At 45.8% G+C, this 23,417-nt stretch carries 24 protein-coding genes; 13 read left to right on the plus strand and 11 right to left on the minus strand.

The annotated features are described in order from the left end of the window. Window positions 1-69: 69 nt before the first annotated feature. On the minus strand, window positions 70-927 hold the full coding sequence (locus HRI96_RS02315; protein WP_210117925.1) for an L-ribulose-5-phosphate 3-epimerase: 858 nt from the start codon (window positions 925-927) through the stop codon (window positions 70-72). A 251-nt stretch (window positions 928-1,178) separates the two neighbouring features. Between HRI96_RS02315 and HRI96_RS02320 the strand changes: the two genes are divergently transcribed. Next, entirely contained in the window at window positions 1,179-1,712 is a 534-nt protein-coding gene (locus tag HRI96_RS02320) for a hypothetical protein (protein WP_210117926.1), read from the plus strand. Window positions 1,713-1,814: 102 nt separating this feature from the next. On the opposite strand, the gene murD is transcribed toward HRI96_RS02320, so the two are convergent. From murD to HRI96_RS02335, 3 genes are read right to left on the minus strand one after another with little or no spacing between them, the layout of a single operon-like run. Continuing rightward, window positions 1,815-3,410, minus strand: coding sequence for a UDP-N-acetylmuramoyl-L-alanine--D-glutamate ligase (gene murD, locus HRI96_RS02325; RefSeq protein ID WP_210117927.1), 1,596 nt, complete (start codon window positions 3,408-3,410; stop codon window positions 1,815-1,817). 39 nt (window positions 3,411-3,449) lie between these two features. Beyond that, window positions 3,450-4,574, minus strand: coding sequence for a D-alanine--D-alanine ligase family protein (locus tag HRI96_RS02330; protein WP_210117928.1), 1,125 nt, complete (start codon window positions 4,572-4,574; stop codon window positions 3,450-3,452). Window positions 4,575-4,595: 21 nt separating this feature from the next. After that, window positions 4,596-6,281 (minus strand): UDP-N-acetylmuramoyl-L-alanyl-D-glutamate--2,6-diaminopimelate ligase, encoded by a 1,686-nt coding sequence (locus HRI96_RS02335; protein WP_210117929.1) that lies wholly within the window; start codon window positions 6,279-6,281, stop codon window positions 4,596-4,598. 64 nt (window positions 6,282-6,345) lie between these two features. Here HRI96_RS02335 and queD point away from each other — a divergent pair, with 64 nt between their 5' ends. Further along, window positions 6,346-6,750 (plus strand): 6-carboxytetrahydropterin synthase QueD, encoded by a 405-nt coding sequence (gene queD, locus HRI96_RS02340; protein WP_210117930.1) that lies wholly within the window; start codon window positions 6,346-6,348, stop codon window positions 6,748-6,750. Window positions 6,751-6,755: 5 nt separating this feature from the next. Here queD and HRI96_RS02345 read toward each other — a convergent pair whose 3' ends face one another. The 3 genes from HRI96_RS02345 to hisH form a co-directional block, all read right to left on the minus strand. Beyond that, window positions 6,756-7,538 (minus strand): acyl-ACP thioesterase domain-containing protein, encoded by a 783-nt coding sequence (locus tag HRI96_RS02345; RefSeq protein ID WP_210117931.1) that lies wholly within the window; start codon window positions 7,536-7,538, stop codon window positions 6,756-6,758. 74 nt (window positions 7,539-7,612) lie between these two features. Next, a complete protein-coding gene (hisF, locus tag HRI96_RS02350) occupies window positions 7,613-8,377 on the minus strand; it encodes an imidazole glycerol phosphate synthase subunit HisF (protein ID WP_210117932.1) in 765 nt (254 codons plus the stop codon). After that, complete coding sequence (hisH, locus tag HRI96_RS02355) at window positions 8,371-9,075, minus strand: imidazole glycerol phosphate synthase subunit HisH (protein ID WP_210117933.1); 705 nt, start codon at window positions 9,073-9,075, stop codon at window positions 8,371-8,373. The genes hisF and hisH overlap by 7 nt, the downstream gene beginning before the upstream one ends. Before the next feature lie 223 nt (window positions 9,076-9,298). Here hisH and HRI96_RS02360 point away from each other — a divergent pair, with 223 nt between their 5' ends. The 5 genes from HRI96_RS02360 (at window position 9,299) to HRI96_RS02380 (ending at window position 12,085) form a co-directional block, all read left to right on the plus strand. Further along, window positions 9,299-9,592, plus strand: a complete 294-nt coding sequence (locus HRI96_RS02360) for a hypothetical protein (protein ID WP_210117934.1) — start codon at window positions 9,299-9,301, stop codon at window positions 9,590-9,592. A 205-nt stretch (window positions 9,593-9,797) separates the two neighbouring features. Further along, window positions 9,798-10,073: an ATP-binding protein gene (locus HRI96_RS02365; protein ID WP_210117935.1), complete on the plus strand. Its 276-nt coding sequence runs from the start codon at window positions 9,798-9,800 to the stop codon at window positions 10,071-10,073. A 165-nt stretch (window positions 10,074-10,238) separates the two neighbouring features. After that, on the plus strand, window positions 10,239-10,841 hold the full coding sequence (locus tag HRI96_RS02370; protein ID WP_210117936.1) for a TetR/AcrR family transcriptional regulator: 603 nt from the start codon (window positions 10,239-10,241) through the stop codon (window positions 10,839-10,841). A gap of 27 nt (window positions 10,842-10,868) precedes the next feature. Then, window positions 10,869-11,642: an EFR1 family ferrodoxin gene (locus HRI96_RS02375; RefSeq protein WP_210117937.1), complete on the plus strand. Its 774-nt coding sequence runs from the start codon at window positions 10,869-10,871 to the stop codon at window positions 11,640-11,642. Further along, window positions 11,639-12,085, plus strand: coding sequence for a DUF2141 domain-containing protein (locus HRI96_RS02380; protein WP_210117938.1), 447 nt, complete (start codon window positions 11,639-11,641; stop codon window positions 12,083-12,085). The genes HRI96_RS02375 and HRI96_RS02380 overlap by 4 nt, the downstream gene beginning before the upstream one ends. 180 nt (window positions 12,086-12,265) lie before the next feature. Here the strand turns inward: HRI96_RS02380 and HRI96_RS02385 are convergent, their stop codons facing one another. Next, a complete protein-coding gene (locus HRI96_RS02385) occupies window positions 12,266-13,885 on the minus strand; it encodes a RecQ family ATP-dependent DNA helicase (protein ID WP_210117939.1) in 1,620 nt (539 codons plus the stop codon). A 154-nt stretch (window positions 13,886-14,039) separates the two neighbouring features. Here HRI96_RS02385 and mntR point away from each other — a divergent pair, with 154 nt between their 5' ends. The 6 genes from mntR to HRI96_RS02415 all read left to right on the plus strand — a co-directional run bounded on the left by mntR (window position 14,040) and on the right by HRI96_RS02415 (window position 19,725). Further along, the gene (mntR, locus tag HRI96_RS02390) at window positions 14,040-14,489 is read left to right on the plus strand and encodes a manganese-binding transcriptional regulator MntR (protein ID WP_256729275.1); all 450 of its coding nucleotides are present in this window, start codon (window positions 14,040-14,042) and stop codon (window positions 14,487-14,489) included. A gap of 288 nt (window positions 14,490-14,777) precedes the next feature. Next, the gene (locus HRI96_RS02395) at window positions 14,778-15,704 is read left to right on the plus strand and encodes a metal ABC transporter substrate-binding protein (RefSeq protein ID WP_210117941.1); all 927 of its coding nucleotides are present in this window, start codon (window positions 14,778-14,780) and stop codon (window positions 15,702-15,704) included. Window positions 15,705-15,785: 81 nt separating this feature from the next. Beyond that, window positions 15,786-16,685 carry a manganese/iron ABC transporter ATP-binding protein gene (locus HRI96_RS02400; protein ID WP_210117942.1) on the plus strand — a complete coding sequence of 300 codons (900 nt, stop codon included), beginning with the start codon at window positions 15,786-15,788 and terminating at the stop codon, window positions 16,683-16,685. Next, window positions 16,682-17,581, plus strand: a complete 900-nt coding sequence (locus HRI96_RS02405; RefSeq protein WP_210117943.1) for a metal ABC transporter permease — start codon at window positions 16,682-16,684, stop codon at window positions 17,579-17,581. The genes HRI96_RS02400 and HRI96_RS02405 overlap by 4 nt, the downstream gene beginning before the upstream one ends. Then, window positions 17,572-18,435, plus strand: a complete 864-nt coding sequence (locus tag HRI96_RS02410; protein ID WP_210117944.1) for a metal ABC transporter permease — start codon at window positions 17,572-17,574, stop codon at window positions 18,433-18,435. The genes HRI96_RS02405 and HRI96_RS02410 overlap by 10 nt, the downstream gene beginning before the upstream one ends. An 87-nt stretch (window positions 18,436-18,522) precedes the next feature. Next, a complete protein-coding gene (locus tag HRI96_RS02415; RefSeq protein ID WP_210117945.1) occupies window positions 18,523-19,725 on the plus strand; it encodes a galactokinase in 1,203 nt (400 codons plus the stop codon). Here the strand turns inward: HRI96_RS02415 and HRI96_RS02420 are convergent. The 3 genes from HRI96_RS02420 to xylA are packed head-to-tail and all read right to left on the minus strand — an operon-like array spanning window position 19,709 to window position 23,342. Beyond that, a complete protein-coding gene (locus HRI96_RS02420) occupies window positions 19,709-21,055 on the minus strand; it encodes an ATP-grasp domain-containing protein (RefSeq protein ID WP_210117946.1) in 1,347 nt (448 codons plus the stop codon). The genes HRI96_RS02415 and HRI96_RS02420 overlap by 17 nt on opposite strands. Window positions 21,056-21,075: 20 nt before the next feature. Next, window positions 21,076-22,032 (minus strand): DMT family transporter, encoded by a 957-nt coding sequence (locus HRI96_RS02425; RefSeq protein ID WP_210117947.1) that lies wholly within the window; start codon window positions 22,030-22,032, stop codon window positions 21,076-21,078. Continuing rightward, window positions 22,029-23,342 carry a xylose isomerase gene (gene xylA / locus HRI96_RS02430; RefSeq protein ID WP_210117948.1) on the minus strand — a complete coding sequence of 438 codons (1,314 nt, stop codon included), beginning with the start codon at window positions 23,340-23,342 and terminating at the stop codon, window positions 22,029-22,031. Before xylA ends, HRI96_RS02425 begins: the two co-directional genes overlap by 4 nt. Window positions 23,343-23,417: the final 75 nt, after the last annotated feature.

Below are 23,417 nucleotides of genomic sequence, written 5' to 3' on the forward strand. Positions count from 1 at the left end.
AATCGGCGCACTATTGCGATCGGCATATTTCGGCAACCGGCACATTGTTGCAGCCGATGCGTCGCGGTTTTATGTCGCTCGTTTTTCCTGAATATCCAATAAGTTTCCCATAGTCTTTCTGGCAAAAGAGAGCCGCTCTTTCCAGTCTGCTTCTCCCAGATACCAGAATTCCGTAACATAACGCCGCACGCCCATTTCCCACGCGGTTTTTATGGCTGAAGGAAAGTCTACGATTCCTTGCCCGTACATCATGTCGCGGAATTTCCCGGGCACGGTTTCTTTAAGATGCAATCCCACTATATGGCCTTTCGCTTTTTTAAGGTCTTCCAATACGTCATTTCCGTAAGTTATGGCGGCGTTGTTTATGTTTCCTATGTCGGGATAAACCGAAAGAAAGGCGCTGTTTATTTTATTCACGTAGTTCATCGCCTTTTCCGTTGTGTTCATAAAAGGAGTTTCCATTGTTTCGAAGGCCAAAATTATTCCGCTGCGGCTGGCCATCTCGACGCATTTTTCAAGGTTGCGGCCGAATCGTAAAACCGTCTCTTCCGTGGACGTCTCGTAATAAACGTCATAGCCTGCAAGCATTATCACCCGCACGCCTATTTTCGCTGAAAATTCCAAGGATTTTTCCATGATCTCAAGGCTTTTTGCCTCGATCTTCGGATTGTTACTTCCCAAGGGGTATTTCCTATGGGCGGAAAGGCACAGGGATCGTATGGGGAGCTCCGTTTCAAACTGGGCGTCTATTATCCGTCTAAGTTCCGTTTTCGTCATATCCAGTCGGGACAGTTTTTCATCGGTTTCGTCTATGCTTACTTCCATAAAGTTGTATCCCGCGCCTTTTGCCGCGGTAAGTTTTTCTTTCCATGAAAGATCCGCAGGAACCGCTTTTTCATACATACCGAGCGCATACTTGTGTTTCATAGATATTCCTCTTCTTTTTAGTGTCGTTTGACGGAGCTTTGTGTCCTGACCGAAAATGTGCCGTGAGCGGCGGGTTCGCTTCATTTGTCAGTTCTTATGATAAAATTATAACTGTTGACGTTATAATGTAAAGGGTTTATGAAAATTTTCTTTTATTTCAATTTAAAATTTTCATAAAACATATACAAACCGACCGTAAAATGATAAATTCCATACGGTTTCGGCAGAAGTTCGGCTGCCGGGAACGCGGCATGAAAGTAAAATATTTTTTTTGGCTGTTTTTTTTGACTTCTCAATGTTTTACGCTCACAGGCGAAAATCCGCCCGCGCTAAAGCATAATCAGTGGTCGCTCATAATATACAGGCCTGAAAATTCCTGTGATCTGAACGACGTGCGTTGCTGGCTTAGGCTGGAAGACGCCGAAACGGGAGAAGACGTTACGTACGTTAAAGCTAAGGCAAACTATGCGTGGATAAACCGCAGCAAGGAAGGCATACCTTACGAGAGGACATATTATCTTTCAGGCGGAATGGCCATGCATCTTCTCATAAAGCCCGGAAAATATAAGATCGGTTTTTATACGCCGATTGACAGGCAGAATGACTTTTACGTTGAAAACAAAAAGCGGTGGGAATCAAACGTTTTTTATTACGATACGGAAAATCCCATAAAGGTATTATTTGTGAGTCCGACTTCCGATGAAAACGGATTTTACGACGGCGGCTGGTTTATAGATTATAAAGCGCCGAAATATTTTAAATTCACAAAGCCTAAACGGAATTAATCAAATCAAACAAAACCGCACTTTATGAGTTTTTTGTTGAGACCTTTTATTGCCCGGTTCGCAGGGTTTAAGTAAAAAGCTTTCTATTACTTGATGCGGGATTTATGTAAAAATCTTTTTTACTTCCGCCATGAATTTTTCGCCGCGGTCGAATTCGTTTACAAACATTCCGAAAGACGTAGCGCCAGGTGAAAATACTATTGGAATAAAACCGTCTTTTTCATCGCTGCAGTGCCGGGCAGCCTTATCTTCAAGATCCGATTTCAAAGTTTTAAGCAAATCCGAAAGATAATCGAACGGGCCCTTATATTTTGTGCCGTCCTGACAAAGCCGTTTTATGAGTTTGTCGGTGCCGCTTCCTGACAAAAGGTAAAGTGCCTTCACAGGAACGGCCGTTTTTTTCTTTTGCGACAGGATGTCTGAAAGAGCGGAAAAATCAAGGTCCTTATCCGTTCCGCCTGTGATCAAAATGATCGGACAGTCGAACGATTGCGTAGCGGCGGCCGCAGCCTCCGGAACCGTAGCGCAGGAATCGTTGTAAAAGCGGTATGTAAACTTTAGATTCTTGTCTTTCCGGCCGCCCTCGTCCGAGCGGTTTTGCTTCCATTCATAAAAAAATTGCAGCCGATGCGGAATTCCCGGCCATCCTTTGAGTATTTGGGCCGTGCGTTCGCTTGAAACACCGAAAAGTCTTAATACCAAGGCCGCGTTAAGGACATTTGTTTTCATGTGCGGCCCGGGAACGGGAAGTTCTTTTAGAATGATTTCTTCGCTTACCGAACCGTTAAGCGGAAGTCTCGACTTTCCCGAAAAATTCTTGCCGTATCCTTCCTGCCACACCCCGGAAACGCCTTCGGGCAGCGGAGCCTTACCGTAGCGCAAAACGGTTCCTCGTGTTTCCGATGCGAACAGATCTCCCCATGTTCCGCCCGTCTTAGGCGCCGTCTCCGGCTCGTCGGCGTCCGCGTCTATGACGGTAAAATCTTCGGCCGTTTGGTTTTCATAGATCAAGCGTTTGTCGGCAACGTAGCTTTCCATACTGCCGTACCAGTTTTGGTGATCAGGAACTATTTTCGTTATTATTGCGATTTTAGGTTTAAGAGTTCCCCGTCCGCGCAAATCCGCCAACTGCCAGCTTGAAAGCTCCAATACGATGGGAGTTTCTTTTGAAGTTTCGTCTAAAAACGTGAGAGGGCTGACGGTAATGTTTCCTCCTAAAAAGGCGTTAAAACCGGCCTTACGGAGCCCATAGTGAATTGCGCTTGCCGTCGAAGATTTTCCCTTGCTTCCCGTAACGGCTATTATGGGGGCCTTTGAAAAATACAAAAATATGCTTATGTCGGTTTCAATCGCTTTTGCCGCCGCAAGGAATTTGTTGCCTTCTGTCTTTACGCCCGGATTTTTTATGACGCAGTCCGCCGATGAAAAATCTTCGATCCTGTGTTCGCCCAGCCTGTAGGTAAGATGCGATTTGTCTATCGACGGATCCTTTTCAAGGCGCTCGACGGAAGGCTTAAGCTCGTCTTCGGTTTTCATATCGGTTACGGTTACGAACGCGCCTTTTTGTAAAAAAAAGCGCACCGAAGCTTCTCCTCCTCCGTTAAGACCGAGCCCCATGACCGTAATGTGCTTATCTTTTATGCTTTTAAGCGTTTTAAAAACGCAGCCTTTCGGATATGAAAAAAAAATTTCAGACATAAAAACTCCGGAAAAACCTATTCCTTTGATCGGCTTTGACTATCTTGAAGTTTTCAAAGAGGCCTTTATTTTATACAGACGCAAAGCCTCTTGGATTAACAGTTCCGTAAGATCTTTAAACGGCAAGCCCGCAGCTTCGCACATCTTTGGGAACATGCTTATGCTTGTAAAACCGGGAATGGAATTCACTTCATTTAAATAAAGTTTGTTTGTGTCCTTGTCGACAAAAAAATCTATGCGGCTTAAACCCGAAAGATCGAGGGCCTTGTATGCGTTTACGGCGATCTTACGGATTTTTTCTATGTTTTCCTCTTTTAAATCCGCCGGAATAAGCAGCGAGGCGCCCGAAGGATCGTTGTACTTTGCGTCATAGTCGTAAAACTGATGAGAAGGCAGAATTTCACCGGGCATGTAAGCCGTTACGGATTCGACGTCATCTCCTTCCGGCGCGGTTACGGAATTTCCGGTTACGCTGCATTCGATTTCCCTTGCGTTTATCGCTTTTTCGATCAGGACTTTGTTGTCCCAGTTAAAGGCGTCCATGAGCGCTACCGAAAGCTGCTTTTCATTTTCGGCCTTTGAAGCCCCGTCGGAAGATCCGGCGTTGCAGGGCTTTACAAAAAGAGGAAAACCGAATTCCTTTATTATTTGCTTTATAATTTCGTCGTAATGAGCCGAATTCATTAAATCCGAGCGTTTTAGGCATACGAAGGGCACGGTTTTTATTCCGGCCTGCTCAAGAATAAGTTTTGTCTTTTCTTTATCCATCGTAACGGCGCTCGCCAATACTCCGCATCCTACGTAGGGAATATCGGCCATTTCGCAAAGCCCCTGCATGGTTCCGTCTTCTCCGAAGGTGCCGTGAAGCACGGGGAATACTACGTCGATTTTTAAAGCTTTTCCGTTCACACAAAACGCCTGCGTTTTTGCTCCCGGAACAACGCTTACGCGGTTGGAATCATTTTCAACTATGGAAAATTTTGCGCTCTCGTCGGCGCAAATTCTTTTGTATTCGTTTTCGTCCTGCAAAAACCAAAGGCCGTCTTTGGTTATCCCGATAAGGATAATTTTGTGATCTGTTATGTTCCTTGCGACGGCGGCGGCGGAAACCAGAGACACTTCATGTTCTCCGGATCTTCCTCCGTATAAAACAGCTACGGTCATCTTACCTCCGATAAAACTGCATCAACCATTAAAACCCATTTCCGAAAGCGCACTCGCCGCTTCCCGAATTTCGTCATACGGCATGACGCGGTCTTTATAGATTATGGAATTTTCGTGCGATTTTCCCAAAAGCAAAACGATATCGCCCTCTTTTGCCATGGAAAAAGCCTGTCTTATGGCACGCGGCCTGTCAGGCGTAATAAACATATCCTTCCCCAATATCTTTCCTTCTTCTTTTGCGCCTTCCGCAATCATCTGTAAAAGCTCGAAAGAATCTTCGCCGCGGGGATCTTCGTCCGTTAAAATTATTACGTCCGAGAATTTTGCCGCGATTTTTCCCTGTAAGGGGCGTTTTTGTAAGTCGCGCTCTCCTCCGCTTCCGAAAAGCGCAAATATTCTTTTTTCACAGCGTTTTCTTATGGGCGGAAAGATTGTTTCAAAAGACGAAGGCGTATGCGCATAGTCTACGATAACTTCAAAGGGCTGTCCTTTTTCTATTGTTGTCATTCTGCCTGCGACGGGAACGAGTTCGTTCATTTTTGAACATATTTGTTCAATGTCCAGTCCCGTTAAGCCGTTTACCGCGACTGCGGCCGCCATAAGGTTGTATGCGTTGAACGCGCCGGGAAGCCTTGTTTTTACGTGAATAATTTCACCTTCGCCTGAGAAGTTTTTACAGTCGATGTCGAAAGCCATGGCGTCGCGCTTAGAAACGATGTTTTTTGCAGCGACGTAGGGGACGCCGGCCGGTACGGGCGGAAGGCTAAAATTATTTTTTTTTGCGCCGGCTTTTCCTGCCAGCCCCGCCGACGTAAAGCCGTAGACAGTCCGCCCCGTGGCGCTCATAAAGTATTGTGCGGAAGGGTCTTCCAAATTCACGATTCCGAACGCGGGAACCTGCGTTGTTTTGCCGTTTATTGTCTTTATGTGATCGTGTTCGTCCAAGCTTCTGAACAGATTTGCCTTGTCGAAGCGGTATTGCTCAAAGGTTTTGTGAAATTCCAAATGTTCCAGAGCGACGTTCATAAAAACGCCGCAATCGAACAAAATATTTCCTGTACGGTTAAGCTTTTTTGAAAGTCCGTGCGAAGAAGATTCTATGACAGCGTATTCGCAGCCGTTTTCTACCATCTTGTACAAGGACTCTTGGATGACGGGCGCTTCGGGCGTAGTCTGGTGCTGTGGATTGTTTACGGCTTCTTCTCCGAGTGAAAACTGTACGGTGGAAATAAATCCCGCTTTTTTTCCGCACAGGCGCAAAAGCTGCCATATGAATGAGACTGTTGAACTTTTTCCTTCGGTGCCCGTTACGCCTATTACAATCAGTTTTTTTGAAGGATGATCGTAAAAAGCGTCGGCTACGGGAGCCATCGCAAAACGGCTGTCGGGAACCTTACAAAAAACGGGAGCGTTTTTTGACCCCCACTTTGAAACTGCGTCTTCGATTCGGACTTGCAGATCTTTTTCAAATTCGCCCTGAAATATTATGACGTTTGCGCCTTTTTCCACGGCCGCCGGAATAAATTCATTTCCGTTTACGTGAGTTCCGGGAAGCGCAAAAAAAAGAGAACCGGGCGCGACGTCGCGTGAATCGAAAAACAGGCCGTTGATCGTGACCGAAAGATCGGATTTGCACGGAGTGAACCCGTCGCTCTTTGTAAAACTGTTTTCAAACGCAGAGATTATATTTGATAATTTTTTTATCATTCAATAATTTTACTGCGAAACGCTTGCAATATACAAGGCGACAAAAAAATACTAAACTCTTTATATGTTTGAAATAAGAGTGGAAACGGACTTTGCGGCGGCACATTTTTTGTGCGATTACCACGGAAAGTGCGAAAATCTGCACGGACACAATTACAAGGTTTTTTCATACGTCCGCGGCGTAGAACTCGGTCAAGGCGGCATGCTTATAGATTTCAGCCTTCTTAAAAAAATTCTTAAAACGGTGATAGATAAACTTGATCATACTAATCTCAACGATATGGGAATTTTTTGCGGGAATCCGAGCGCCGAGCGAATTGCAAAATTTATTTTTGACTCGGTTCTCGTCGAAGCAAAGGCTTTAGGATGTGATTTGGACTACTTTAGCGGAAAAAAAGAACCGTTTTTGTATGCCGTCGATGTTTTTGAAACCGATAGGAACCGCGCCAGATATTGTCCTGATTTATAAAAAGCTCATTTATAAAACAGTTCGCTCTCAAAGCAGACGTTATGATCGGTTTTCCCCGCAACCGTAATCTTTTTTGCTTCGTCATCGAAATGTGCAAACATCGTGAGCGTCTGACCTCTTACGGCCTCTTTTGAATAATTTATTCTAAAATCCGTAAAATTTTTTTTCTGATATTCTTCCGGCAGACAATCTACGGTAAAAGCTCCGTATCGCGAATTGTTCGTATGCCCGTTGCTGTCTATGTCGGTAAAACAAATAGGGCGCCGGTTTAATTCCTGCATGTTTTCAGGCAAAATTATCTTTCCCGTCGGAATTCCTTCGTACGGCACAAGATAATTCGGGACAGGCGACCGGAGGTTAAAATCCTTAGTGCGTATTATTTTCCTTGTGTCGGGGTTTACCAAGAGCCATGTGCTGTGACCTGTGATCAGAACATCTTCCGCGTCCGACAGGATCTTATAACGGCGAACCAGCTGCAAGGGTTCGGGCGTTTCTTCCCACGTCACTATACGAATCCTCTCGTCCGATTGCGGTCTTTTAAAAAAACGAAAAGATTGCCTTGAAAGAAGAATTATAACTTGATTTTTCCAAAGCATTTTCCACGAAAACCCGCGCAGATTGTAATCTTCCGTTGCAGAGTCGGAGCACAGTTTTAAAAGTTCGTAAAGATTCAACTTATTGTCGGCGCTGCATTGGCTGAAATATATCTTAGCTTCTCTATTAAAAATCGGGATTTCGTTTCCGTTATTGTCTTTTACATAGTCAAACCATTCTTTAAATTCTTCCATTTTTTTTCTCACTGTGTTTTAAGAATTTTAAGGAACTTCTAAAAACTGCGTTTTTAGAATACCTCCGTAAAACCTCACATTCTCATAGGAATTCCGCACTCTTTAAGTTCCTTTTTTATTTTCGGAACCGTATATTCCCCCGAATGGACCATAGTTGCAATAAGAGCGGCGGCGGCTTTTCCCTCTGTTAGAACTTCTTTAATGTGGTCTACGGCGCCGCCGCCGCCCGAAGCTATTACCGGAACTTCGACGCTTTCCGCAATCATCCGCGTGAGATTTACCTCGTAGCCGGCTTTTGTTCCGTCGGCGTCTATGGAATTCAGAACTATTTCGCCTGCGCCGAGCGAAACCGCTTTTTGCGCCCATTCGCGGGCGTCAAGTTCCGTTGCTGTTCGTCCCCCGTTTATGTATATGCGGTAGCCTGAAGGCATCGAGTCGTCTTTTGCGGCGTCCATGCCCAACACTATGCATTGATTGCCGAAAATACGCGCGCCTTCCTTTATAAGAGAAGGATTTTTTACCGCCTGAGAATTAAGGCTCACTTTTTCGGCTCCGGCAAGTATTGTAGAGCGGATATCGTCGATCGTGCCTATTCCGCCTCCTACGCAAAAAGGAATAAAAACCTGCGCGGCGACCTTTTCGATCAATTCAAGGATCGGGCCCCGCCCGCGCGGCGACGCCATTATGTCGTAAAAAACAAGTTCGTCCACCCCCTGCCGGTAATATTCCGCCGCCATTTCTACAGGATCGCCTATGTCCTTATTGTTTTGGAATTTTATTCCTTTCGTAGTCCGGCCGTCTTTTACGTCAAGGCATATGATTATGCGTTTTTTTAACATATTTTACCGCCTTCCAAATCGCATTTGCCGCCTAAAAACCGATCTCCGCTGCAGCAAGACGGGCAATCTTTTTTTACGTAATTTTTAAGGATCGCTAATCCCTGCGCGCCTGATTTTTCAGGATGAAATTGGAATGCGGAAATATTACCGCATTCAATGCATGCGGGAACCGGAAAACCGTAGTCCGATACGGCTTTTATGACGGATTTGTCTTCAGGCTGCATCACATATGAATGCACAAAGTAAAAGTCGCTTTTAGGAGGGATTCCTTCCAAAAGTTTTGAAGATCCGTTTACGGTGTCTATATCGTTCCAACCCATGTGGGGGACTTTCAGGTTTTCGCCTGTATTCGCGTTCAATTCCTTCCGGACCGAAGCGAAATGCCGCACGGAACCTTTTACCAGTCCCAGACATTCGGTATTATCTTCTTCCGAATATTCAAATATTATCTGAGCGCCGAGGCAGATCCCCATGAGAAGCTTACCCGATTTAGCCCAGTCTTTAAGAAAGCGATCAAAGCCCGTGATCCTAAGCTGCTCCATGGCATAAGAGGCGTTGCCCACCCCGGGAAAGATCAGCCTTTCGCAGTTTTCCAGCGCCGAGGGACTTTTTGAAAGGATGAACGGCGCATTTAACGCTGAAAGAGCCCTCTCCACGCTGCTGATATTTCCCGCATTGTAATCGACTATTCCTGTCATAATGATAAAATTTTAGCGAATGAAAGGAACAAGGTCAACAACCCGCCGCAGCACAAACGCCTTCTTGCCGCTCTCTTTGCATCGTTGTGTGCCCAGAACTGCCTGATCCGCGCCTGCCTGTGAGAATTTGAGGACATTGTTTTGTTATTAGGCGCTATTCGTCGCTGTTCAACACTTATTCAACACTATTCAGCGGCGGTTCTTATGCGCCGATAAATAAAGTATGAGTTTTTCAAAAGCACTGCCGATACTTTTACGCGTTATCACCGACAAAAATGTCATTATAATCGTGGTCTCCGTAATTCTGTATTTGAATTTTGTGAGTTATGTGCAGCATTATCATAAAAGACCGCCGCCGGTCAGAAGATCTTTAAAAAGAACCGTCCAAGCGGAAAAATCCGATTCCGCTGCTTCGGAAAACGGTGGCGGAAACGGGAATGCGGATCAGAGCGGAAGCGGCGACGGTTCCAATGATACAGGCGGGACGGATGCTTCTTCAGAAAATTCCGACCATTGAGGATAACCATGGCGGATGTGTGTGCGAGGGGCTCTTTGCCGTTCAATGAAATGATGCGTTTTTATTTTGCGGCGGGCACTGACTGCATCCGCATGACTTTTTCGGTTTCAGGATTAAAAACCATTTGATCGCCGAAGTTTTTCAGTATAAAACGTAAAAAGTTACTACTGTACAAAACTTTTTCAGTATTAAACTGGAAAACATCGTGTATCTTGAATTGCGACGCCGCGGTTTTGCCGTTTACATCGGAAAGTACGGCGATAAGGAAATCGATTTTGTCGCCGTCAAACGGACACAAAGAATTTACGTGCAGGTTTGCAGAACATTGCCCGAAAATTCCGATCGCGAAACGGGCAATCTGAAATCGATAAAAGACAACTACCCAAAATACGTTATTACCATGGATTTATCCGTGTGCGGAACGGACGACGGCATAAGAATCGTCCACATAAAAGATTTCCTGCTGCAAAAAGAGTGGTAGGGTAACCGATTTAAACCGCAATTTCTTATACCGCATCCTAAAGCGGCTTTTTCAAACGTACTTAGTTAAACTGAAATTTATTAAACTGTCGTTTTTAACTTGACAGTGTAAAGATAAATCGCTACAATCTGGACACTGTAAAGATTGTAGCAAAAAGGGGCTCTTATGCATAAATCGAATTTGCCGTATCACCGCGAGGGATTGAAAAATCTCTTAATCGAAAAAGGCATCGAAATCGTCAATACCGACGGCGTGCAGTCCTTTTCGCTTAGAAAAGCGGCGGCAGCCTGCAAAGTAAGCCATGCCGCTCCGTACAGTCATTTCCACAACAAAGAAGAATTGCTCAACGCGATGCAGCTGCACATCACCGGGCGCTTTTCGAAAACGCTTGAAGCGGCGATTGCCGAAAATAAAAAGCCTTCCGAATTGTTAAAAAATTTGGGAAAAGCCTATGTTTCTTTTTTTATTGAAAATCCTGCATATTTTCAATTTTTGTATTCCAAATCGGACATAAAGGTCGATTTAACTTTATCTGTGCCGGATGCGGAAAATTATGCGCCTTTTATTCTGTATAAAAACAGCGTCCTTTCATTGCTTAAGCAAAATAAAGTCCAGAAAAAAAAGCAAAACGATATTTTAATAACGGTATGGGCTTTTATTCACGGACTTACGGCATTGGCGACAATGAAAAACGTTTGCTACGACAAAAACTGGAAAGAAAAGATCGGCGATTTTATGGACGTGCTCGAACCGTCATTTTTAAAGTAACGGCGTGCGCATATTAAAGGGTACTATATGAACGGAATTTATTTCAGCGGGACGGGGAACACAAAATACTGTACGGAAGCGTTGGCGCAAGCGACGGGCGGCAGGGCCTGCAGTATGGAATCGGACGAAGCGCTTGAAATCCTGCGCGCGTCGGACGAAATCGCGCTCGGTTATCCTATTTACTTCAGCGACATCCCGCGCATCGTAAAAGCGTTTATTTTAGAACACGCCGATACATTCCGCGGAAAGCGCGTCTTTGTTATCGCGACGATGGGACTTTTCAGCGGAGACGGAGCGGGGCTTGCGGCCAGGCTGCTTCGAAAATGCGGGGCCGCCGTTACCGGAGGCTTACATCTGCACATGCCGGATTGTATCGCCGATGTAAAACTTTTGAAAAAAACGCCGGAAGAAAACAGGGCGCTCATAGCGGCGGCACAAAAAAAGATCGCGCGAGCGGCGGAAGGCATAAAGCGGGGAATCTATCCGAAAGACGGCCTATCGTTTTTTCACAGGATCGCAGGGCTGTTCGGACAGCGTCTGTGGTTCAAAACACATGCGAAAAAACTGACCGAGAGGCTCAAAATCCGAACGGACCGCTGCGTCGGCTGCGGCATATGCGCGGCACACTGTCCGACAAAGTCATTATATATTGAAAACAATAAAGCCGTGTTTTATCCCGGAAACTGCACGATATGCTACCGCTGCATAAACAACTGCCCAGCGAAGGCGATCACGCTCATCGGCACGGACGTATTCGAGCAGTGCCGTTTTGAAAATTATACAAAAAAGGAAACAATATGAAAAAACTCTTCACTCTGTTTTTCTGCGCAATGATTTTCGGTTCGTCGTATTCCCTGTATTCCCAAACGGCGGACGGCGAAGCGCTCTGTGACACGGAAATCGTCGTTACCGGCATAAAAGAAAATTCGGGAACAATCGTTATCAGTATCCATGATTCCCCCGAAAGTTTTCGCAAACACATTCCGTATAGAACCGCCGAAACGGCGGCTGACGGAGAAAAAGCGGTATACCGCATGCGGCTCAAAGCCGGCGAATATGCTTTTTGCGTTTACCACGACGTCAACGGCGACGGAAAATTAAACGCGAATGCGATCGGCATTCCCAAAGAGCCGTTCGGCTTCAGCAACTACGACGGCAAGGGGCCGCCCGGCAACTTCAAAAAACACAAGGTTTTTATAGACGGCGCGGCAACGGTAACCATTCCTTTGGTAAAAATGAATTAGAGCTTAAAATAAACGTTTCGGCAGTTACACAATCCGCTCTCAAAGAAAAATTGGGCGTATCGCGCTGAAAAGTCTGCGGCTTTATTTTGTCCCGGCCTTTCGATTCAGCTCATTTACGACAGTTTGATAAAGTTAGGCATCGTAACTTGGCGATTGTAATCGCCGGTGCTTGCATCGATGTTACGTTGCGGACGTTGCTCGCTTGTTTTTACGGATATGGGCAACGGCTATTTTATTTTTCCACGGCCAGCGGCAAGTGTATATCTGCTTTTCTTGCTGCAGTTGTTTTATTATTTCTTCAACATCGCCGCTTTCCCAAACGTTCATTTTGAATTCCCGCATCGTTAGATGATTCAGTCTTTTTTCTATCAAGCTCTGTGCCTCTTCTTTTATCAATGATTTGCTGTAGTGTCTCAGCAATCCGATTGTAAAATTCCTGTCCCATGCGTTTGTATGATCGTATGCCGAAAGACCCGTCTTTTCGTTTCCGTTATTTTCCCGTAACTTACAGATGTCACAGCCGGAACAGGCCGCTTGCTCCGCCCCTAGTGCGTCGAGCAAAACCTGCCTTCTGCACGAACGGCTTTCCGCAAAATGAAGCAAGGCTCTTTCCCTTGAGTTTTCGGGGAATGATGAAAATTTTTTATGATCGTCATGGCTCCACAACAGATACGACTCGGCGATCCCTCCGTCGCGGGCGCCCCGGCCGCTTTCCTGTATAAAACTTTCGACGGTGTGAGGAACGTCCATGTGTATGACGGTTCTTATGTTTTTTTTATCCACGCCCATTCCGAATGCGCATGTGCAGGAAAGTATCGCATTTTCTTTCGGGAAAAACCACTTTTCGACTTCAGCCTTTTCTTCGCGTGAAAGTCCTGCGTGATAGAATTTCACTATTTCGGGGGAATTATAGGAATTTTCGGTTTTTTTGCTCAGCGCTGAAAAATATGTGCGCAGGTTTCTCGCAGCGTTTTCCGCCCCTAGGCGGCTGCCGCAGAATATGAGCATCGGACGCTTTTCGGTGAGCGCAAGGCGCAGAATTTCATTTTTCTTTGCGTATGCGTAAATGACGTTATAGTGAATATTCGGCCTGTCGCTTTCGCTTCGCACAAGGTGAGCTTGTCCGCCGAAAAGAATTTCCGACATGCGCTTAAACACTTCAGGCGAAGCCGTAGCCGTAAAGGCCGTTATGAGCGGCACTTTTATTTTTTCAAGGATTTTTCCCAAAGTAAGATAGGACGGACGGAAACTGTCACCCCATTCCGAAACACAGTGCGCTTCGTCAATTGCGGCGTGCACTATGCCGCATTCGGAAAGCCGTTCGACAAGCGCTTCGTTTTGCAATACTTCAGGATTCGCAAGAATAACCCTTGCTCCCTCCGCAATCTTTTTAAAACACTCTTCCCGCTCTTCTTTGCTCTGGTTCCCGCAGAACACGACATTTGAAATTCCGTTTTCATCCATGCGCCGCTTTTGATCCGACATGAGCGCGAGAAGCGGGTATATAACAAGAGTTGCTCCCGGCAAAAGAAGCGCGGGAATCAAAAAACAAAGCGACTTTCCGGCGCCCGTAGGCAAAAGAACGATCTGTTTTCCTCTTTCCGCTTCATCGGTGTCGACAGCTGCGATATTCGGCGTTGATCCTTTTGCTTTCGCCTCGGCCGCCGCTTCCATAATGTTTGAAATTACAAGCTGCTGCCACGGATATAGATAATCTATGTGAAAAACCTTTTGCGCCGTAATGAGAGCCGGATTGTCGGTGTATAGATCTTCGGATTTCGCTTTTTGTATATTTTCCATATATCCGTTAATTGACCTTAAAGTGAAAATGCTGCAATGCGTAACGGCGGGCAGGGCGACTGCTTTGCATTATGCTCCGAGCGACTCACAGCATTGTGCGAGTGCGGAAAATGCCTTATAGTAACAAATATGTCCCTCAAAACTTTTGACATGGATGAGGAATTTGAATACCGAAGAGGATCGTAAAATGCCTGAAAAAAAAACGGAAGCGTCGCTTGCCTTTTCACGCACCCGCGCCGATCATGCAGTTGAAATTCTTGAAGATTACACTGAAGTCATTGCAAAAATCATAAAAGAAAGCGGCGAGTGCCGAGTTATGGATCTTGCGCGGCATTTCGGAGTGAGCCACGTTTCCGTGATCCAGGTTTTACAGAGGTTAAAAGCCAACGGTTTTATATTGAACGAATCCCATAAACCGATAACTCTTACCGAAAAGGGGCATGCCTTTGCCGACGAATGCGCAAAGCGGCACGGTATAGTGTATAACTTTTTGCTGAAGATCGGCGTAGATGAAAAGACGGCCGTCATAGATTCCGAAGGTTTGGAACATCACATAAGTCCTGAAACACTTGGATGTATGAAAAATTTTCTTTCGGAACATTAAACCTGTGCGTTTATTCTAACCGGCTTTTGCCGACCCTTTCGATTATTATCTGGAAACATTATCCCGCTTTATTTATGACTTTTCCCTGAAATTTTACGGATAGTCCTTGACATAGTAATGTAGTGCGTGCTACATTTGCGTTGAGTGTATGTAGTCTTGACTACATGTCGCGAGTAACTTCGTCGTGGGGTTCCCGCCATGGAGTTTTAAACTGTGCGCAAAAAGCGCACGAAAACGGCATCCTCGGAAATCGAAATTTCCTCGTACGCCGTTTTATAAGGAGTCGTTATGAAAAAATATATCAGGTTTGTCGGTACGGCACTCGTTTTAGCCGCCGTTGCAGGATGTTCAAAAAAAAGCGCGGATGCGGCGAATGCGCAGGTTTCGGCGCGTCCCAAACGGGTTGTAACTACGTTTACGATTCTTCAGGACATCGCACAGAATATCGGAGGCGATAAGATCCTTGTCGAGTCCATCACCAAGCCGGGAGCTGAAATACATGAGTATGAACCCACTCCTCTCGACATCGTAAAAGCCCAGTCTGCGGATCTTGTATTGAGGAACGGCTTTGGACTTGAGCGCTGGTTTGAAAAATTCATGGGAAGCGTAAAAAACGTGCCGAGCGTAAATTTGAGCGACGGAATAGAACCTCTGGGAATCGGAGAGGGACCGTATGACGGTATGCCTAATCCGCATTCATGGATGTCTCCTAAAAACGCTCTTATATATGTAGAAAATATTCGAAAAGCGTTTACGGACTTGGATCCGGCTAACGCAAAAACATACGACGCCAACGCTGCGTCTTACAGCGAAAGCATCAAAAAAGTCGACGTCTTTATGGCGGAAAAACTTTTGGAAATACCTGCCGAACAAAGATGGCTGGTAACATGCGAAGGCGCCTTTTCGTATCTTATTCGCGACTACGATATGAAGGAATTGTATTTATGGCCTGTTAACGCCGACGAAGAGGGAAGTCCCCGGCAAATTCAAAAAGTTGTGGACACTATACGAAAGAATAAGATCCCCGTCGCTTTTTCCGAAAGCACTATCAGCAATAAACCGCAGCTTCAGGTCTGCAAAGAGACCGGCGCTTATTACGGAGGCGTTTTGTATGTTGATTCTTTAACCTATGAGGACGGAGACGCTCCGACGTATTTGAAAATGCTTGAATACAATGCAAATACTATCGTAAAAGGTTTTGAAGGGAACCTCTAAAAACTGCAATTTTTAGAGGTAACTTTAAAAATGCGAGGACAGCTTGTAAAAAGTTGTTACGCAACACGGTGAGGTAAAATTATGGATCCGAGTTTGAACTTTCCCGTTGAGATTGAAGTAAGCGACGTAAGCGCAGCGTATAATAACGGACATGTCGCGCTTTATGACGCGTCATTTAAATTGAATGCAGGAACAATTACGGCTCTTGTAGGCGTAAACGGCAGCGGCAAATCCACTCTATTTAAAACCATCATGGGATTTATCAAACCTGTAAAAGGCTTTGTGAAAGTCTGTGGGATGCCTGTAAACAAGGCTCACAAACAAAATCTTATAGCCTATGTGCCGCAGTCGGAAGAAGTGGATTGGTCGTTTCCCGTAAGCGTATGGGATGTGGTTATGATGGGGCGATACGGCCGTATGAATCTTTTTCGTATACCCGGTAAGGACGATAAGGAAATTGCAACTCGCAGCCTTGAGCGCGTTCAAATGCTGGATTTTAAAGACCGCCAGATAGGAGAACTTTCAGGAGGACAAAAAAAGCGGATCTTTCTTGCGCGCGCCCTAGCTCAGCAGGGAAAAATCATTCTTCTTGACGAACCGTTTACGGGCGTAGATTTAAAAACGGAGACGGCGATAATAGAACTCCTTCGCGAACTTAGAGACGACGGGCATCTGATCTTGGTTTCTACGCATGACTTAGGTTCCGTTCCCGAATTTTGCGACCGTGTAGTAATTATAAACAGGACGGTTCTCGCCTCGGGCCCAACGGAAACGACCTTTACAGCCGATAACCTGATCGAAGCGTTCGGAGGCGCTCTCCGAAGCGTCAGGTTCGATCACACGGACGATCCCAAAGAAAGCCGGCACGAATTTAGAGTTCTCACGGATGACGAAGGCGCCCTGATTCTTAAAAACGGGGGCGATCCGGACTTGAGCGGTATAAGAAACACCGATGTTCTTCAAAGGACGAATGATAAATGAACATAGATTTGCTGATTCCTTTTCAATACGAATACATGATAAAGGCGATTTTGGTAAGCGGCGCCATAGGCGGAGTATGCGCTTTGCTTTCATGCTTTGTAGTTCTAAAAGGCTGGTCGCTGCTAGGCGATGCGCTTTCGCACGCTGTAGTTCCGGGTGTGGCGGTCGCCTACATAATAGGAATTCCGTTTTCAATCGGAGCTTTTATAAGCGGAATGCTTGCCGCGTTTGCGATGGATTTTGTAAAAAAAAGAACTAGGATACGCGAAGACGCCGTCATAGGAATAGTATATACGACTTTTTTTGCTGCGGGAGTTTTACTCATATCGCTTTTTCCGAGCAACATAAGCCTGAATACGATCATAATGGGAAACATCCTCGGAATCGCCGACAGAGATATTGTTCAGACGCTTATCGTTGCGGGAATAAGCCTTTCAGTGATATTGCTCTTATGGAAAGATCTAAGATTGTTCGCCTTCGACGCCGCACACGCCCGTGCGATAGGGCTTAACGTGAATGCGCTGCATTTGCTGCTTCTCACGCTGCTTGCCGCTACGGCGATCGCAGCCTTAGAGACCGTGGGAAGTATTCTTGTTGTGGCAATGCTTGTAACGCCGGGAGCCGCCGCATATCTTTTAACCGATCGGTTTTCTACGATGATGAAGCTTTCAGTATTCATAGGCGCCGTTACGTCTTCTTCGGGAGCTTATATAAGCTATTTTTTAAACGGTTCCGCCGGAGGATGCATAGTGGCTTTGCAGTTTTTTGTGTTTGCTGCAATTCTTTTTTTTGCTCCGCGGCACGGAATAATAGCGGCAAGAATGCGTGCTATAAAATCCGTAAAGAATTTTTTTAGCGAACGGCACGCTAACGGGAGTAATAACCTATGTTTTTAGCAAAAATTATCGAACCTCTTATGTACGGATTTATGATTAAGGCGTTGCTCATGGCGGCTCTGATCGGAGCGGTATGCGCCCTTATTTCCTGCTATCTCATTTTAAAAGGCTGGTCGCTAATGGGAGACGCAATTTCACACGCCGTGCTGCCGGGGATAGTTCTGGCTTATCTTGTTCACATTCCGCTCGGAGCCGGAGCGTTTTTTGCCGGACTGCTTAACGCTTTGCTGACAGGCTGGATAAAAGATCACAGCCGTATTCATGAAGATTCCGTCATGGGAACGGTGTTTACCGGAATGATGGCTATAGGACTGATCCTTGTCACAAAGGTACGCACAAACGTGCACCTTATGCACATACTCTTCGGAAGCCTTTTAGGTATTGAAACTCACGATATGGTACAAGCTGTGATATGTGCGGTAATAACCCTTGCCGTAGTGACGGCCAAGAGGAAGGACATTCTTCTTTACCTGTTTGACAAGAACTACGCAAAGGCCGTAGGCTTAAACGTAAAGGGCATCCACTACCTTTTTCTCTCGCTTACAGCCCTTACGATAGTAGCCTCGCTGCAGGCCGCAGGAATTCTGCTTACGGTCGCCATGCTGATCACGCCCGGCTGCATTGCGTATCTTCTTACCGATAAACTTGACCGAATGCTTTTTATTTCGTCCTGTTCGGCAATGCTCAGCGCCCTCATAGGCACGTACGTAAGCTATTATTTGAACGGCGCGACGGGAGCCTGCATCATTCTCGTGCAAACGCTTTTTTTCGTTCTTGCGATGATCGCCGCTCCCAAATACGGGCTTATTGTCCGGCGGAAAGCTTTTTTAAACTCGTGCCGCACCCAGGTTTGAACACGGCATAAGCGCCGTCGATTTGAATCGCGGCACAATATGAGTTCGCCCTTGAATCGACGGCTTGAATCGGTATAAGATCGCAGAATGAAAGATACGGACAATAAATTCAATCCTTCCTTGTTAAAAAAGGAATTTGTAAAAATTTACGGCGGAAAGGAAAATGAAGTCAGAATATTTTCCGCTCCCGCCAGAATAAACATAATAGGCGAACACATAGACTATAACGGCGGCAAAGTTCTTCCGGCAGCCATAGATAAATATCTTTACGTTGCCGTAAGGCTGCGACCGGACACGAAGGTTTCATACAGAGATTTGAAATTCCCCGGGTTTTTTGACTTCGACATAAACGACAAGTTCGTTTTTAAAAAGGAAAACGACTATGCAAATTATCTTAACGGAGTTCTTTCAGTCTTAAAGCGAAAAAGCGGCCTTATTAAGTCGGGTTTTGACGCTCTTATAGCAAGCGACATTCCTCCTGCCGGAGGAATATCATCTTCTTCGGCTCTGGAATGCGGGTTTGCCTACGCCGTAAACTGTCTGTTTAACCTTAACATAAGCCGTACGGACATCGCTCTCGCAGGCCAAGAGAGCGAGCATGAGTTTATGAACGTAAAATGCGGAATTATGGATCAGTTTATAATTTCTACGGCAAAAAAAGATACGGCCGAATTTTTGGACTGCGCAACGTTGGAGTTTGAATACGTTCCGCTTAAACTGGGCGACTGCGTGTTTGTCGTTATGAATACGAATAAAAAGCGGCAGCTTGCGGATTCCAAATACAATGAAAGGCGCGCTCAGTGTGAAGAGGGGCTTAAAATCATTCAGAAAGCGGGAATTGAAATTCCTAATCTATGCGCTCTTTCTCCTGCGGAATTTGAAAAGTGCGCAGGAATCATTAAAGATCCCGTAATTCTTTCGAGAGTCCGCCACTGTGTTTTTGAAAACGATCGCGTCCTTAAAGCTGTAAAGGCATTTAAGGAAGGCGGCTTGCACCGCGTTGGAGAGCTTTTAAAGGCTTCTCACAAGTCGTTAAAAGAAGATTATGAAGTTACGGGAATAGAGCTTGATACGCTGACGGAAGCGGCAAACGCACAGGAAGGCTGCATAGGATCCAGAATGACGGGAGCGGGATTCGGCGGCTGTGCGATCGCCTTGGTCAGTAAAGACAAGACGCCGTCTTTTGTCGAAGCCGTTCAAAAAGCGTATACGGCCGTTACCGGCTACGATGCGGGATTTTTTGTATGCACGCCGGGCGACGGCGTAAAAGAAATTACAGACGCTCTATAAGTTCCTTTGCGTTTTTAAAAAACACGGGTTCTATAAGCTGAGGGAATTCGGCGGCTATGAGATCGAGCTGTTTTTGCAATTCGCAGGCGGAAGAAGTTCCTCCGAAAATTATTTCGCAAAAACCTTGCGCGCGCCGCTGTGAAGCCGCCGCATCGTGAATTTGATCTATGCGCCTTACAAAGGGAATTTCATAAAGTTTTTCGATTTGGCTTTCGGTTAAAACGGGCATTTTAAAATTGCATACGTATTTTGTTTTTCCCGCGCGCATTCGCCTTTTTTCTTTTGCCGCTGAAAGAATTTCCGTCAGCACAAGATACAAGGATTTGTTCTGTGCGGCGGCGTACGAGCGGCTTATCCCCGAAAGGCGCGAGTTTATTTCAAGGATATACCATCGGCCGCCGGAGAACACCAGATCGACTTGCATTATTCCTTCAAGTTTTACGGTCTTTGCAAGAGCTTTAAGAATTTTCTTTAATTCGCCTATCTTGTATTTTTCATTTGTTACGGGACCGACCTTTACGCTCTGTTTAGGGCTTGTAATGCCGAAACTGTTTATCGAAAACATAAACGGCGGCATAACGGTATACTTTCCGCCGCTTCCGTAAATTTCAGCGCCGAACTGTATGCCCGAAACATATTCTTCCGCTATCCGGTCAGAAGAATTTTTGCGTGAAAAAAGGTAGGATCTTGCGCTCTTATACGTCGGAATAACTTCAGCCTTGTAGGAGCTGAGCCCTACCGTGTCTTTTATTATGACGGGAAAATTAAGCTTTTCGATCCGGGAAAGAATATATTCCCTGTAAACGTTCTCTTTCACTTCCTTGCAGCCGGCTTCGCACCTGAAAAGACCGTGGTGAACATATACGGCCTTAGGCATTTTAAAGCCGGAGTTTTCCAAAAGTACGTGCGTCATATTTTTATCGAAACACTGAAGTGCGCTCTTTGCGGGGCTGCACACGGTTTTTACGCCGTGCGCCGAAAGTTCTTCGGCGATCATGGAATCCTTTATAGAAAGCCAGTCGTAGGGAGCCGTCCAAAAAGTTACGGCCATGGCGATATCCGGTTTCAGATCAAGGATTTTACGGGCGATCTCTTTCACTTCGGTTTTTTCGCTGATTACGTACCGAACGCTCGGAGATTTTTCTCGAATCTCATTTTTTTCAATGTCCAGCAAAAACATTCCCGGCATTTGAGTGACGATAAAAAAATTATGCTCGGGATGCTTTTTTGCCAAATCGTCCCACTCGCTCTTGCAGGACGGTTTTGTCGTAAAAGAAACGGACGAGCCGTCAAAACTGTTTGAATTGCTGCTGTAAAAAACGATATTCATGCGGACTTCTGATTTGCAGATTAATTTTTCCCCTTTGATACTACGATGATTCCTATGCATACCAGCAGAAGTGAAATGATCGCAACGCTTCCCGTGCTGTTCGCTTCATTTAAAAACACCGCCGAAAAAATAACTCCGAATACTGGATTTAAAAATCCGAAAATCACAACTTTTGAGACGTGGTTGTATTTTAAAAGTATCCCCCACAGCGAATAGGCGACCGTGCTTATCAGGGCCATGTAGATTAATAGCGAAACGGCCGCAAAAACTCTTCCGTCGGCAACAATCATCCTTCCTCCGGTAAAATATCCCGCCGCCGCCATTATCAAGCCGCCGAAGAAAAATTGCCAGCCGCTGAGCATTACGGGATTGTCGTTTTTCGAAAATCCTTTAAGAAAGGCTGCGGCGACCCCGTGCGCTATGGCAGATAAAAACAAAAAACCTTCTCCAATAAACTTAAAAGAAAGATCCGTTTGTGAAATTCCGCTCGTACCCAGCAGATTTAGTATTACGACGCCGCAAAAACCGATCAGGCAGCCTGTGATTTTTCTAAGCGTAAGTTTTTCTTGTCGGAATATTAAGGACGCTACAAGTATTGAAGCGAATACGTTTGTCGCTCCTATGATCGCCGATTTTACGCCTAATGTGTGCGCAAGTCCGCCGTAAAGAAAAAAGTACTGTAAGACCGTCTGAAACGCGCAAAGCACGAAAACGCGTATCCATGAGCTTTTATCTGTGGGGAAAAGAATTTTTTTTGCTCCGACGCTTCCGCTTAAAATCGTAAGAATTCCGGCTATTATAAAACGCACTCCTGCAAAGAGTATCCGTGCGGGAATGTCTCCTGCCCCGATTGAAAAAAGAGCGTAGCCGCCTTTTATGCAGGGCACGGAACTTCCCCAAAATGCGCAGCATATCGCCGCGCATAAAAATACTACAACAGTGCGCTGAAAAAACGGCGTTTCGGCTTTATCTATCATCCTAAGATAATCTCATTCATTATGTTTTCGTACAATTCCTGTTTTCCCGACGTGGAAGCGACTTTTTCATAAGGTGAAGCGAGAGAGGCCAATTCTTCCATAGTCATCTTGCCGTCGGCAAATTTTTTACCGTTCCCTCTTTTAAAACTCGAATAGCGTTCTTTAAGCATTTCAGGGATTCTGCCGTCGTCCAAGACTGCGAACGCTTTTTCAAGGCCGTGCGCAAAAATATCCATTCCGCCTATATGCGCTATAAACAGATCTTCCGGCGCGTTTGAATTTCGCCGCACCTTCGAATCGAAATTGAGTCCGCCGGTTTTAAAGCCGCCCATGCGGATTATCTGCAGCATTGCGTTTGTCGTTTCATATATGCTTGCGGGAAATTGATCCGTGTCCCAGCCGTTCATGGGATCGCCTCTGTTCGCGTCCACGGAACCTAGCATTCCGTTGTCCACACATACCGTAAGCTCATGCACGAAGTCGTGTCCTGCGAGCTCCGCGTGGTTCGCTTCGATGTTTAACTTAAAGTCTTTGTCAAGACCGTGAGAGCGCAAAAATCCTATGACGGTTTCGCTGTCAAAATCATACTGGTGTTTCGAAGGTTCCATAGGTTTGGGTTCGATGTAGAAACAGCCTTTAAATCCGTGTTTACGCGCATAATCGCGGGCCATGCTTAAAAAGAGCGCGAGGTGTTCTTTTTCGGCCTTCATGTCGGTATTTAAAAGACTCATATAGCCTTCGCGTCCGCCCCAGAACGTGTAGCCGGCTCCGCCGAGCTTTATGGTCGCGTCGATCGCAGCTTTTACTTGAGACGCCGCCTGCGCCACCAGTTGGAAATCGGGATTCGTCGCCGCGCCGTTCATGTATCTGGGATTTGTGAACACGTTCGCGGTTCCCCAGAGAAGTTTTACGCCGGTAGCTTTTTGGCGTTCCAAAAGCAAATCTGTGATATGATCGAGATTTTTCACGCTGTCTTCAGGACTTCCCCCTTCGGGCGAAATGTCGCGGTCATGCCAACAGTAATATCCCGCTCCGAGTTTTGTAAAAAATTCGAACGCCGCGTCGGCTTTTTCTTCCGCGTTCTGCCATGAAAAAATTCTTGTTCTTGAGCCGAAAGGATCGGTTCCGTCGGCGCAGAACGAGTGCCAATAAGCGACGGCAAAGCGGAGCCAGTCCTTCATCTTTTTACCGCCAACGATCTTTTCCGCGTCATAATATTTGAATGCGAGCGGATTTTTTGATTTTGGCCCCTCGTACTTGATTTCCCCTATGCCGGGGAAAAATTCTTTTGAACCTTTGAAAAACGACATAACAAACCTCCGTTAAAATTGCATGAGGGAGAAAATTTCGATTTTCGACCGAATGCAATTAGTGCGCATGAGCGC

Origin of the sequence: Treponema parvum (genome assembly GCF_017893945.1) — a bacterium.
Lineage (GTDB): Bacteria > Spirochaetota > Spirochaetia > Treponematales > Treponemataceae > Treponema_D > Treponema_D parvum_A.